Genomic DNA, 13,883 nt, shown 5'->3' with positions numbered 1-13,883 from the left:
TCTATCTTTTTTCTATATTTTATTTATTTTTAAAAAAACTCACTTTTTTCTCCAGTATAATAAATAACAAGTTGATGTAGCGCTCTTGTGCAAGCAACATATAGGAGATTCCTATCGAACTCACTATTATAATTATTCTTTGAAACATTGAAAACTAAAACTACATCAAATTCTAGTCCTTTTGATATATAAGATGGTATAACTACGGTTCCTTTTATAATTTCAGTGTCATCTATATTTAATAATTTAATTGTATCTAATTTAATTGTATCTAAATTAATTAATTCTTTTTCAATTATTAGTGCTTGTTGCTGCGTTTTACAAATAACTGCAATAGACTCATACCCAAGACTTTCGTATTTGTGAATATCTAGTATGATAGCTTCATAAATCGACTTCTCATTATCTTTGAATACAATTCGTGGTTCCTCTTCATGTCTATCAAAGGAAACAAACTCTTCTTTGCTATTTAGTATCTTCTGAGTAAATGTATTAATTTCAATTGATGATCTAAAGCTTTTATTCATAGAAAGTTTTAGGCTTTTTTTCTTGTGAAGAATGTTTTCTATATCATCATAAATAAATTTATTACCATGCTTTTCAAGAGTTTGATTAAAGTCACCTAATATTGTAAATTTAGCTTTAGAAAATAGAAGATTAAAAACTTCATATTGAAGTGGATAATAATCTTGAGCCTCATCAATTACAACCTGCTGTATATCTGAAAATTTTCGATTACCATTAAGCTTAAGTTTAATATACAAAAGGGGTGCACAATCCTCATAATTAATAGATCCTTTATGGAGACTTTTTGCGGTTTTTAATATCATTTGTTTAATATCTCTTGGTAGTTCTAACCCTTTAGAGAGTTTAAAAAAAAGTCCGGGTTTATTGAAAAGCAATTTATACAAATTTGAATAGTCAATCTGCGTATATTTGTGAATATGTTTCATTAATATTTTAGCTTCTTTAATTGCCATTAATCTGCTAAAAGATTTTATCTCTAGCTGGTGGTTAGCATCATTTAGAACAATTTTTTGAATCTTTTGAAGCCTTGCTTTTCTTAAAGGGTGAATTTTATTAAGCATAATACTTTCAATTCTTTTAAGTTTTTTTGAGATGGGCATATTCATTTTACCGTTTAGGAAAAGATTATTTAGCTGCTGCTTTGTTTCAATGATTTTGCCATCATAATATAAGTCTTCAAAATTAGTCAATTTATGTTCATAATAATAGATTAATCTATCTAAAATTATAACAAAAGTTTTTGAGCCTTTAAATTTAGTGTTCTCCATTTTTATATTTATATATTGGTGATTATTATTAAGAATTAAAGATTCAAGTTGCTCTTTTCTACTTTCAAATATAAATCTATTATCTAAGAAATCAACGATAATATTGTCGAAGGTAGTTTCTTCTACGTTATCTTCGCCGAGTTCTGGTAAAACTCCAGAAATATATTTACTAAATACAGAGCTTGGAGAAATTATAATAATATTATTGGAATGCAAATTTGATGCAATACCAACATAAAGTAAATATGCAATTCTATGTAATGCTATAGAAGTTTTACCACTTCCAGCCACGCCTTGCACAATTAAAAGTTCATTTTCAGTATCTCGAATAATTATATCCTGTTGTTTTTGTATGGTTTCAACTATGTTTTTCATTGTTGAGGAAGAATTATGGCTAAGGACCTCTTGAAGAATTTCGTCATTAATTGTTACACTGCTATCAAAAAAATATTGAAGTTTGGAGTCCTTAAGTTTATACTGCCTCTTCATAAGAATATCACCTGAAATTATTGAGAAGGGCGCGTTATAAGAGCCTTTGCCGATTTCATATTGATAAAACATACTTGAAATAGGTGAGCGCCAATCATATATTAAAATCGAACTTGTATCTTTATCTATTAAGTTATAAAGACCAATATAAATTTTATCGGTATCATTATAACCATCTTCTTTAAAATCGAATCTTCCAAAATACGGTGAGTTTAAAATTTGCGTATATTTTTTTATGCGTTTAAGTGTTTTTTCGTAGCTATAATTTTGGCTATCAACCTCTGAAAGATGTTGAAGCATTTCTGGAATTTTATCAAAATCATTTGAAGAATGAGCCGATTCTTGCCACATATCTCTTCTTGAAGTAATAAGATCTCTTTTTCTAAAGTTTATAGCATATTCATCTTTCGTAAGTTCTTTTTTTAAAAAGTTAAGAGTATCATTAAGATATTGTGTTTCCTCGTTATTAATTAGTTTATAATTACTCATTTTTTCACGCTCCTATTTATTTTTATAAAAACTATTGACATTTGCATTCGATATGTGATAAAATTAAATTTAGTTATAAAGTTAATGTATTATACTTGTAGTTTTATTCAAATCTAATTATATACAAAAATCATATTTAAGTAAAGCTTATGTGTGGTTTTATTTTTATGTTGATATTAAAATGTTATAATTGTAATTATTTAGTGGCAACACATATATATAAAGAGATAGAGGGCAATTAGATGCCTTTTTTTTATTTCAATGACAAAATTATTGCAAGGAGGAATAAAAATGTTACCAATAGAAAGATTAGAAATTATAAAGCAGACAGCCTTAAGCGAAAAAAAACTGTATGTTTCAAAGCTAAGTGAAAAATTTGATGTAACCGAAGAAACAATAAGGCGAGATTTAGAAAAGCTAGAACAACAAGGTTTAGTTACTAGGAGTTATGGTGGGGCAATATTAAATGCTCAAATAACAAATGAGGATATATCTTTTCATAAAAGATCAAAGACCAATATGGAAGAAAAAATATACATAGCCTTAAAAGCAATAGAATTTATCAAAGAAGATAGTACGATAATGGCAGATTGTAGTTCAACTGTACTTGAGGTTTTGAAGCTAATTAAAGATAGAAGTGATGTAACAGTAATAACAAACTCAGTTGAAGTTCTTAGTGAACTTAATCAATCAGAACTAAATATTATATCAACAGGTGGCTCAATAAAACAAAAATCTTTATCACTTCAAGGTCCTATAACGCATTGCACTATTAGAAAATATAGTGTAGATTTGGCTTTTGTGAGTTGTAAAGGGATGGATGTCAAAAAAGGAATATTAGACTCAAATGAAGAAGAGGCTGAAATTAAAAATACTATGATAAAGCAAGCCAGTAAAGTGGTTTTATTAATTGATCATAGTAAATATGATAAAACTTCTTTTGTAAAACTTTTTGATTATGAAAATATAGATTATATCATTACAGATAAGGCACCAAGAGAAGAATGGTTGAAATTATTACATTCTAATAACGTTGAAATTATATATTAATAAAAAAACTATATATTATGAAGTTAAGTTAAAGAGCTATCAAAATAATTTTTGGTGGCTCTTTAACTTTTTATTATAAAGAATAAGTCAAACAAACAAAAAACAAGAAAAAACAAACAAAAACAACAGAAAACGATTGTATTTATGAAAAGAATGAAGTATACTTTAAGAAGTTAGATGTTGCAAATATAGTGCATAGAATAAAAAGTGTTACGTATTGGAAATACAATTTAAAATGAAAGTGGGAGATTAAAATGAATATAGAAGATATGAAATTCATACAAAACTTTAAAAAAATTGCAAATGATGCATGGCTTAAGGGGTGGCATGAAAGAAACGGTGGAAACATAACTTACAGGTTAACAAAGGAGGAAGTATCGGCAGTTAAAGGCTTTATTAATGAAGACTCATCATATACTCCAATTGGAGTAACTGTTAAAAATTTAGCTAATGAATACTTTCTAGTAACTGGAAGTGGAAAATTCATAAGAAATATGAGCGTTTGTTTAGAAGAGAATGCAGGGATCGTAAAAGTTGACGAAAAAGGTGAAAACTATAAGATAGTTTGGGGATTAATAAATGGAGCAAAACCAACAAGTGAAGTAACATCACATTTAATGAGCCACTCAATAAAGAAAGAAAAAACAAATGGCGCATACAGAGTTATAATGCATTCACATACTACAAACGCTATAGCATTAACATTTGTATTACCACTAGAAGGCAGGGTATTTACTAGGCAGCTATGGGAAATGGCAACAGAATGTCCAGTAGTATTTCCAGGTGGAATAGGCATAGTACCTTGGATGGTTCCAGGTGGAGCTGCAATTGCAGAAGAAACTGGAAAATTAATGAAAGAACATGATGTTGTAATTTGGGCACACCATGGTATGTTCTGTGCTGGTGAAACTCTAGATTTAGCCTTTGGACTTATGGATACAGTAGAGAAATCAGCTGAAATCCTGGTTAAGGTATTATCTATGGGTGGAAAGAAGCAAACAATAACATCTCAAAATTTTAGAGATTTAGCAAAAGATTTTAATGTTAATATTTCAGAAGACTATTTAGTTTAACGACATTTTAGAAGGATACTAATCTAATTATTTATGTGGATGCTTAAATACTGTAATAAATAAAAACTTTAGGAGAAGTGTAAATTACCTTCTAAAGTCGTTATATTACAGCACCGCAGGTGATGAGCTGATAATGTATTAAAAAATATATTCTAAAAGGAGATTGATTATTGTGGCTAACAGAATGGTTTTAAATGAGACAAGTTACATAGGAGCAGGAGCAATAACGAGTATTGCGGCTGAAGTTAAAACTAGAGGGTTTAAAAAAGCGTTAGTAGTAACTGATAAAGATTTAATAAAATTTAATGTAGCTTGCAAGGTAACAGATTTACTCAAAAAAAGTGACTTAGAATTTGAAGTTTTTGATGGCGTAAAAGCTAATCCTACTATAAATGTAGTAAAAAGTGGCATAGCAAAGTTTAAAGAAATTGGTGCTGATTACCTAGTGGCTATTGGAGGAGGATCATCAATTGATACTGCAAAAGCTATAGGGATTATCATAAATAATCCTGAATTTGAAAATGTAAGAGGTCTTGAAGGTACAGCTATTACTAAAAATAAATCAGTACCTATTATTGCAGTTCCAACAACAGCTGGGACTGCAGCAGAAGTTACTATTAATTATGTAATCACTGATGAAGAAAGAAAACGTAAATTTGTATGTGTAGATCCACATGATATTCCAGTTATAGCAGTTGTTGATTCAGAAATGATGGCCTCAATGCCAAAGGGGTTAACAGCAGCAACTGGTATGGATGCGTTAACGCATGCAATTGAGGGATACATTACAAAAGGGGCTTGGGAATTGACAGACACTCTTCATCTAAAAGCTATTGAAATAATTTCACGTTCACTTAGAAGTGCAGTAGCAAATGAACCAAAAGGACGTGAGGATATGGCACTTGGGCAATACGTTGCAGGCATGGGATTTAGCAACGTAGGACTTGGTCTTGTTCATGGCATGGCACATCCGCTTGGAGCTTTTTATGATACTCCACATGGAATTGCTAATGCAGTAATATTGCCTCATGTTATGGAATATAATGCAGGTTCTACTGGAGAAAAGTATAGAGAAGTAGCTCGTGCAATGCGAGTTCCAAATGTAGATAACATGTCTCAAGATGAATATAGAAAAGCAGCTATTGATGCTGTTAAGAAACTTTCAGGGGATGTTGGAATTCCAAAGACATTAAAAGAAATTGGAGTTAAGAAAGAAGATTTAGGTGCACTTGCAGAGTCAGCTATGGCAGATGCATGTACTCCAGGTAATCCAAGAGATACAAGCGTTAAAGAAATATTTGAAGTATATAAATCGATTTTTTAATAAGCAATTTATACGAAAAAATGGGTTACCTTAAGGTAGTCCGTTTTTTTTGTATATGTGGGAAGTGAAATTGTGTTAAATAAAAAGATTGAATTGTAGAATAGTAATGGTATTTCAATCACATACTATGACATATTAAGAAATAAAATTAAAAAAATATAAATTTTATGAATGAATAAGTAAGTTTAATAAATTAAAATGGAGGTGTCAAATGACAGATCTAAAAAATAAATTTGATAGTGTAAAGGATAAGATCATGGGAAAAACTAAGGAGAATGTTGGAAAGGCAACTGGTAGTGAAGAGACAGAACTTATGGGGAAGGCTCAGTCACAAACGGGTGAGTTTAAAGAAAAAGTTGGAGAATTTAAAGAGAAGGTAGCAAAAAAAATCAATGATACATTAGATAAGAATGAAGAAAATAAATAGATACTTTGTAAAAAAGTTTATTTTGGATAAAGAAGCTTAAAAAACAAAAAAACTTCGGAGAAATGCATCCGAAGTTTTTTGCTTATTTGGATTTACTGGCCGATTTTTTACATGCCAGGCATACCGGGCATCTTATTAATTATTTCAGGATTTACCATACCGAAAATCATAGCAATATGTGCTACAACTAAAAAACCACTTATAAGAATAAAATGAATTTTCATTTTTTCGTCTAAAGTTTTTTTCTTAAAAATAATACCAAGTTCCATTAGCGCGATTGGCAAAAGAAAAATAACACCGCTTAGATAAAAACCAACAGCGACAACATCTACCCAGGTATGCCAACCACCGTTTGCTGTAAGGGGGATAGCAGCGGTTATAAATAAGTATATAAAAATACCTGTAAAGTAAAATCCGTCAAATATACCAACAATTTTATTAAATGTTCTAAGACCACCTTGCTTAATTTTATTAAATATAATAAAAAATTCGCTAATAGTTAATGCTTCTGCCATAATAACTGGTAATGCCATAAAAATAATTAAATTCCAGGGCTGATTGTCCATTAATAAAGCCATATAATGTGTCATATTCAATATAATCATCCTTCTTTCATCTATATTCTTTTAAGTCTATAATAATAATAAGTTGTGTAGATTTTATGAAGATTTACTGCTTGAAGATAATTATTTATTGTAATACTTTATTAGTTAATGAACTATTGCATACTATATTGTTATTGAACCAAGAAAAGCCACATGATGGAAGTGTAATCCAACATGTGGCTGATGTATTAGTTTGTAAATCTATTTTGTAATTTTAAATAAATTAAATTTTAGCAACATTTTTTTTATTGTTTTTAGGAACCCAGAACTTTTCAATCTCTTCTAATGATTTATTTTTAGTTTCTGGAACTGAGGTTGTAACGAATATAAAGCAAATAACATTTAATCCGCAGAATATCCAAAAGGTAAATGCACCTCCAATACTACTAAGTAGCATTGGAGTAAATTGACCGATTGCCCAGTTAGCACCCCATAGAAACATAGTTGCAATGCCTGTTGCTCTTGCTCTTAAATAATTAGGAAATATTTCAGGAATCATAATCCAAGGAATTGGACCCATTGAAATACAAAATGATGCTACAAAACCAAGAATCAAGAATAAAATAACCATACCATTTCCGTAATGCGTATAGAAGGCGAGTCCTATGAATAACATAAAGATAGCCATTAATGCAGAGCCGATAGACATTAACTTCTTACGCCCAACTTTATCTATTAAAAACATAGCAAGGATTGTAGCTAAAACGTCTACAACACCTACAACGCTTGTAGCGAGAAAACTTGAATTAGTTTTAAAACCTATCATTTCAAAAATTTTAGGACCGTAATATGTAATTGAATTCATACCAACTGCTTGATTAAAGATGGCAAGGAAAATTCCGATTACTAAAGCTTTACGGAGCCCTGGTTTGAAAAGCTGTTTAAGCGATGAGTCTTTTTCAACTATTAATGAATTAGAAATAGAATCAAATTCTTGCTTTCCTATTACAGGGCCATTAATTTTATTAAGTACTGCAGAAGCTTGGTCTAATTTTCCGGCTTTTACTAAATAACGTGGACTTTCTGGGACGAAAAACAATGTTAATAAGAATACAAAAGATGGGAATATACCACAAGCAAGCATCCAACGCCATCCAGTTGTTGTAAGCCAAGCTTCACTACCCATATTTACAATCCATAGGTTTATGAAGTATGTAAGACACATTCCAGATATTGTGAATAATTGATAGAGTGCAGAAAGTCTACCACGAATTGCAGGTGGTGCACATTCTGTAATATAAGTTACAGATAAGGCCGAAGCCATACCAATACCTAGACCTCCAATTATTCCAGCAATAATTAAAGCTTCTACTGAATGTGATAGAGCAGATGCTAGGGCCGATACTCCAAATAAAGCAGCAGCAAACATTAATACCTTTTTTCGACCGATGAAATCACCTAAAAATCCAGAGATACCAACACCGGCAACACCACCAATCATAATACTTGAAATTACTAGACCTTCCATCATTGGTGTTAAATTATATAGCTTTTGAAGCGAACCAATTGCTCCTGATATAACGGCTGTGTCATATCCATATAGTAGACCACCTAATCCAGCAGCACATGATATTAGTATAATAAACATTAAAGAACGTTTACTTTTAGGTTTATCTGGCATTTTAAATCCTCCTTATATGTTATGTATATTATTTTTATTAGTTTTTTATTAGTTTTGCAAGCGATTACAAGTTTATAATAATATATATACGTACAAATGTCAATAATAAAGTAAAAGTTATAGGTACAAATAAAAAAATAAACCATAGACCGCTATAATATCTTAAAATAGCTAATGGTTTATGGTTTACTTTTAAAGTTGTGTTGTTGAATTACGAATAACAAGACTAGGTTCATATAATATAGAATCACTGTTGTCGAATTCATTATTATTATTAATTAATTTTATTATCAAATTAGCAGCATCCTTACCCATTTGTTCTTTTGGGTGTGTAATGGAAGTTAGTTTTGGATCCATAATTTCTGAGAGCATAGAGTCATCAAAGCCTATAATTGAAAGGTCATTTGGAATTTTTATTTTCAATTTAGAAGCAATACTTAATACCATATATGCAATTTCATCATTATAACAAAATATACCTGTAGGGCGATTGCCAGATTTGAGTAGATTCTCTATTCTTTGTGGAAGTATTGTTTCCACTTCTTCTGAAAGGTAAGTTAAAATTTGATTTGTTGATGGCGGAACTTCATTCTTTTGGCATTCTGTAATAAACCCATTCATTCTATGGATACCTTGGGAATCATCCACTTTAAATATACCCGTTATATTAGTGTGACCTAAAGCAATTAAATGCTGAGTGGCAATCTTGCCACCTTTAAAATCATTAACACGTAGGCTTGGGACGTTAATCTCATTATAGGAAGCATTAATCATAACAATAGGAATATTTTTAGATAATATATTATTTAAATACTCTAAATTGTGAATTTGATACGCACTTTTTGTTGGTTCTAAGATAAGACCATCTATTTCATGTGCTAGCAAATTTTTTAAATTACTATTTTCTAGCATTATGTTATTGCTAGTAGATGATAATAAAAGAGAATAAGACTGTGCATATAGAGTACTTTCAATGCCTCTAATTATATCTGGAAATATATAATTTGATATATGTGTTGTAAGAACACCTACATTTTTATTCTTTTTTAAGTGAATACTATTTTGTTTCCAATCAGAGAGATATATGCCGCTTCCTTGTATTCGATATACATATTGCTGAGCATTTAAATCACTGATAGCTCTCCTTACAGTATGTCTGCTTACATTAAATAAAGACATTAGTTCAGATTCAGTTGGGAGTTTGTCGTTTGGTTTATATTTTTCAGTCATTGCCCAATCAATAATTTTTTCTATTACTTCTTCATATTTGTGTTTCATATGTATCTCCTATAATAATTTATTTCATAAATATTATATCAGATGATGGTGCTATTCACAATGATATTTGAAATTAGTACGTATAAATAATAAATATGTATTGACATTTGTACGAATAAATACTATAGTTTGTATTGAAAGCGATTACTAAGAAAGGGGTCAAACAAAATGACAACAAAATACACAGTTGGAGTTGACTACGGAACTTTGTCTTCAAGGGCAGTGGTTGTAAACTTAGATAATGGAAAAGTTGTATCATCTGCAGTAAAGGATTACCCAAGTGCGGTAATTGATGAAATCTTACCGGGAACTGAGATTAAATTAGGTAATAATTGGGCGCTTCAAGACCCAAATGATTATTATGAATGTTTTATAGCAACAGTTAAAGAGGCAGTTAACGCGGCAACGGAAACAATTTCAAAGGATGATATCATTGGTGTAGCTATTGATTTTACATCATGCACAGTACTTCCTGTTAAGGAAGACGGTACTCCGTTGATGAATATAAAAGAATGGCATGATAACCCACATGCATGGGTTAAACTTTGGAAACATCATGCTGCGCAAGATCAAGCAGATAGATTAAATGAAGTGGCAACAAAACGTAATGAACCATGGCTTAAGTATTATGGTGGCAAAATCTCATCAGAATGGTTATTTCCAAAACTTATGCAAATAGCTGAAGAAGCACCTGATGTGTATGCAGCTATGGATACTTTTATGGAAGCAACAGATTGGTTGACTTGGCAGTTAACTGGAAATAAAATAAAAAATTCAACAACAGCAGGTTATAAAGCAATATGGAATGCGGAAACAGGATTCCCAAGCAATGAATTTTTTAAGGAACTAAATCCTCTAATGGAAAACGTAATAGAGGAGAAAATTGGTACTAAGTTCTATCCTGTAGGAACTAAAGCAGGCGGACTTCTTGAAAAAGTAGCAATTGCTACTGGATTAAATAAAGGAATTGCGGTAGCGGTGGGAAATGTTGATGCTCATGTATCAGTTGCACCAACTGGAGTTGTAAAACCAAGAACAATGCTTAATATTATGGGTACATCTACTTGTGATATCACACTTGGTGAAAAAGAAATTCCAGTACCTGGAATGTGTGGGGTAGTTAAAGATGGTGCTGTACCAGGATTTTATGCTTACGAATCTGGTCAAAATGCAGTTGGAGATATTTTCGGATGGTTTGTAAAAAATCAAGTACCAGAAAGATATTTCAAAGAGGCAGAGAAAAAGGGATTAAATATTCATCAATTACTTGAAAAAAAAGCTAATAAATTAAAAATTGGTGAGAGTGGATTAATAGCATTAGATTGGTGGAATGGTAATCGTTCTGTTCTAGTAGATACAGATTTAACTGGTTTAATATTAGGTATGAATCTTGAGACTAAACCAGAAGAAATATATCGAGCTTTAATCGAAGCTACAGCATTTGGCAAACGTTTGATCATAGATACTTTTGAAAAAAATGGCGTGCCAATTGATACTTTAACAGTTTGTGGAGGATTACCTCATAGAAATCAGATGTTAAATCAAATTTATGCTGATGTTACTAACAAAGAAATGTTTATATCAGAGCATCATCAAGCACCAGCTATTGGAGCAGCAATGTTTGCAGCAGTAGCTGCAGGTAAAAAAGCTAATGGATTTGATACAATACAAGAGGCTTCAAAGAAAATGGCAAGACTTAAAGAAAACTCGATTAAGCCAATTCCCAAAAATGTTGAAAGTTATGAAAATATATATAAAGAGTATGTAAAACTACACGATTACTTTGGTCGTGGTGCAAATGATGTAATGAAACACTTAAAGAAGATTAAGGAATCTGTATCCAAGGAGGGTTAATTTATGTTAGAGGATTTAAAACAAAAGGTATTTGAAGCAAATTTATTGTTACCTCAATATAATTTAGTAACTTTCACTTGGGGTAATGTTTCTGGAATCGACCGCGCAAAAGGGTTAATTGTTATAAAACCTAGTGGCGTTGAATATGATCAAATGGAAGCATGCGATATGGTTGTTGTTGATATGGATGGAAATATAGTTGAAGGTAAATTAAATCCTTCAAGTGATACACCAACTCATTTAGTATTATACAAAGCTTTTCCAAATATTGGGGGCGTGGTTCATACACATTCTCCTTGGGCAGTTTCTTTTGCCCAGGCAGGTGGTTCTATTCCAGCTGCTGGAACAACACATGGTGATTATTTTTATGGAGACATACCTGTAACTAGGGCAATGACTGAAGATGAAATAAATAAAGACTATGAAAAACAAACTGGAAATGTTGTAGTTGAAACTTTTAATAAAAACAAGATTAATCCTGGTCAAGTACCAGGAGTACTTGTTAATGATCATGGTCCATTTACATGGGGAACCGATCCTAGGAATGCAGTTCATAACTCAGTAGTGCTCGAAGAAGTTGCAAAAATGGCGTATCATTCGTTGCAGCTTAATTCAAATAATATTAAAATGGATGGAGTTTTGTTAGGCAAACATTTTAATCGTAAACATGGAAAAAATGCATATTATGGTCAAAGCAAAAAAATAGGATAATTAGGAATTACATTATGAGGGAGGAATTAGATTATGTTAGATAATAAAAAGATGGAATTTTGGTTTATCGTAGGCAGTCAAAACTTATATGGTAAGGAAGCGTTAGATGAAGTTAAACAGGATTCTTTAATTATTGCAGATGGTTTAAATAAAAGTGGGAAATTACCTTATACTATAGTATTTAAATCACTTGCAACATCTGCAGATGAAATTACTAGTTTAATGAAAGAAGTAAACTATAATGATAAGGTAGCAGGTGTAATTACATGGATGCACACTTTTTCACCTGCTAAAATGTGGATAGCTGGTACAAAATTATTACAAAAACCTCTACTACATTTGGCAACACAATTTAGTGAACATATTCCATGGAAAACAATTGATATGGATTATATGAATCTACATCAAAGTGCTCATGGAGATCGTGAATATGGGTTTATCAATGCAAGACTAAAAAAACACAATAAAGTAATTTTTGGATACTGGAAAACAGATGATATTAAAAAAGAAATTGCTGATTGGATGAATGTAGCAGTAGGATTTATTATGAGCCAGGAGATAAAAGTTGCTCGTTTTGGGGATAACATGCGTAATGTTGCTGTTACAGAAGGAGATAAAATAGAAGCTCAAATTCAATTTGGATGGACCGTTGATTACTTTGGTATTGGTGATTTAACTACCCAGATTAGTAAAGTTTCAGAAAAAGAAGTTGAAAGTACATATGAAGGATTTAAAAAAATATACAATATGGATGCCTTCGATAATGATCCTAAGTACTACGAGGAACATGTAAAAGAACAAATAAGAATTGAAATTGGATTAAGAACTTTCCTGGAAGCAGGGAATTACACAGCATTTACAACAAATTTTGAAGATCTATATGGGATGAAACAATTGCCAGGACTTGCTGTTCAAAGATTAAATGCGCAGGGGTATGGATTTGCTGGAGAAGGAGATTGGAAAACTGCAGCGATGTCAAGATTGTTTAAGGTTATGACTAGTAATGAGAAAACTGGATTTATGGAAGATTATATGTATGAATTAAGTACTGGCAATGAAAGGATCTTAGGCGCACATATGCTTGAAGTTGATCCAACATTTGCTTCAGATAAGCCTAGCGTAGTTGTTAAACCGCTGGGAATTGGCGATAAAGAAGATCCGGCTCGTTTAATATTTAACGGAAGCGTTGGAGCTGGAGTTGCAGTATCTATGCTTGATTTAGGAACGCATTATCGTTTAATTATTAACGAAATAACAGCAGTTAAACCTACTGAAGATATGCCCAAATTACCTGTAGCTAAGATGGTATGGATACCAGAACCAAACTTTAGTGATGGTGTTAAAGCATGGATATATTCAGGTGGTGGTCATCATACAGTTGTTACATTAAAGTTAACAGTTGATCAAGTTTATGATTGGAGCCGTATGGTAGGACTTGAAACTGTTATAATAGATCATGACACAAAATTAATAGATATTATGAAAGATACAACAAGATAGAATAAAATGCAAGAAAAAAATAATATAAAAGGTTGGTTAGCTATAATCAACTTTTTATGATAGTGTTAACTAACCTATGAAAAAACTAGATTGAAAATTTTAAGATTTAAATTGTACTTTGAAAAGTGAAAATATATCTAAAAGGAATGAAACATTAGTTTTGTTAT

General features: G+C 31.2%; 11 protein-coding genes. 7 read left to right on the top strand and 4 right to left on the bottom strand.

Annotated elements, in window-relative coordinates:
- Window positions 1-29: 29 nt before the first annotated feature.
- Window positions 30-2,273 (bottom strand): HelD family protein, encoded by a 2,244-nt coding sequence (locus KPL37_RS14895; RefSeq protein ID WP_216150604.1) that lies wholly within the window; start codon window positions 2,271-2,273, stop codon window positions 30-32.
- A gap of 291 nt (window positions 2,274-2,564) precedes the next feature.
- Between KPL37_RS14895 and KPL37_RS14890 the strand changes: the two genes are divergently transcribed.
- From KPL37_RS14890 to KPL37_RS14875, 4 genes are all read left to right on the top strand, one after another.
- On the top strand, window positions 2,565-3,323 hold the full coding sequence (locus KPL37_RS14890; protein ID WP_216150602.1) for a DeoR/GlpR family DNA-binding transcription regulator: 759 nt from the start codon (window positions 2,565-2,567) through the stop codon (window positions 3,321-3,323).
- 254 nt (window positions 3,324-3,577) lie between these two features.
- On the top strand, window positions 3,578-4,396 hold the full coding sequence (rhaD, locus tag KPL37_RS14885) for a rhamnulose-1-phosphate aldolase (RefSeq protein ID WP_216150600.1): 819 nt from the start codon (window positions 3,578-3,580) through the stop codon (window positions 4,394-4,396).
- Between the two features lie 172 nt (window positions 4,397-4,568).
- Entirely contained in the window at window positions 4,569-5,720 is a 1,152-nt protein-coding gene (gene fucO, locus KPL37_RS14880; protein WP_216150597.1) for a lactaldehyde reductase, read from the top strand.
- Window positions 5,721-5,931: 211 nt separating this feature from the next.
- Window positions 5,932-6,147, top strand: coding sequence for a CsbD family protein (locus KPL37_RS14875; protein WP_216150595.1), 216 nt, complete (start codon window positions 5,932-5,934; stop codon window positions 6,145-6,147).
- Between the two features lie 107 nt (window positions 6,148-6,254).
- Here KPL37_RS14875 and KPL37_RS14870 read toward each other — a convergent pair whose 3' ends face one another.
- From KPL37_RS14870 to KPL37_RS14860, 3 genes are all read right to left on the bottom strand, one after another.
- Window positions 6,255-6,743, bottom strand: a complete 489-nt coding sequence (locus KPL37_RS14870) for a DUF6803 family protein (RefSeq protein WP_216150593.1) — start codon at window positions 6,741-6,743, stop codon at window positions 6,255-6,257.
- A 232-nt stretch (window positions 6,744-6,975) separates the two neighbouring features.
- The gene (locus KPL37_RS14865; protein ID WP_216150591.1) at window positions 6,976-8,373 is read right to left on the bottom strand and encodes a sugar porter family MFS transporter; all 1,398 of its coding nucleotides are present in this window, start codon (window positions 8,371-8,373) and stop codon (window positions 6,976-6,978) included.
- Window positions 8,374-8,565: 192 nt separating this feature from the next.
- Window positions 8,566-9,651 carry a GntR family transcriptional regulator gene (locus tag KPL37_RS14860; RefSeq protein ID WP_216150588.1) on the bottom strand — a complete coding sequence of 362 codons (1,086 nt, stop codon included), beginning with the start codon at window positions 9,649-9,651 and terminating at the stop codon, window positions 8,566-8,568.
- Between the two features lie 168 nt (window positions 9,652-9,819).
- On the opposite strand from KPL37_RS14860, the gene KPL37_RS14855 reads away from it, so the two are divergent.
- Genes KPL37_RS14855 through araA form a run of 3 tightly spaced genes read left to right on the top strand, consistent with a single transcriptional unit; the run spans window position 9,820 to window position 13,716 of the window.
- Window positions 9,820-11,505 carry a ribulokinase gene (locus KPL37_RS14855; protein ID WP_216150586.1) on the top strand — a complete coding sequence of 562 codons (1,686 nt, stop codon included), beginning with the start codon at window positions 9,820-9,822 and terminating at the stop codon, window positions 11,503-11,505.
- A 3-nt stretch (window positions 11,506-11,508) separates the two neighbouring features.
- Window positions 11,509-12,216 carry an L-ribulose-5-phosphate 4-epimerase gene (gene araD / locus KPL37_RS14850; protein ID WP_216150584.1) on the top strand — a complete coding sequence of 236 codons (708 nt, stop codon included), beginning with the start codon at window positions 11,509-11,511 and terminating at the stop codon, window positions 12,214-12,216.
- Between the two features lie 33 nt (window positions 12,217-12,249).
- Complete coding sequence (gene araA, locus KPL37_RS14845) at window positions 12,250-13,716, top strand: L-arabinose isomerase (RefSeq protein ID WP_216150582.1); 1,467 nt, start codon at window positions 12,250-12,252, stop codon at window positions 13,714-13,716.
- Window positions 13,717-13,883 lie beyond the last annotated feature (167 nt).

It is taken from the genome of Clostridium frigoris (assembly GCF_018861865.1).
Classification (GTDB): Bacteria; Bacillota; Clostridia; order Clostridiales; family Clostridiaceae; genus Clostridium_AD; species Clostridium_AD frigoris.
This window is presented reverse-complemented; position numbering and strand designations above follow the sequence as displayed.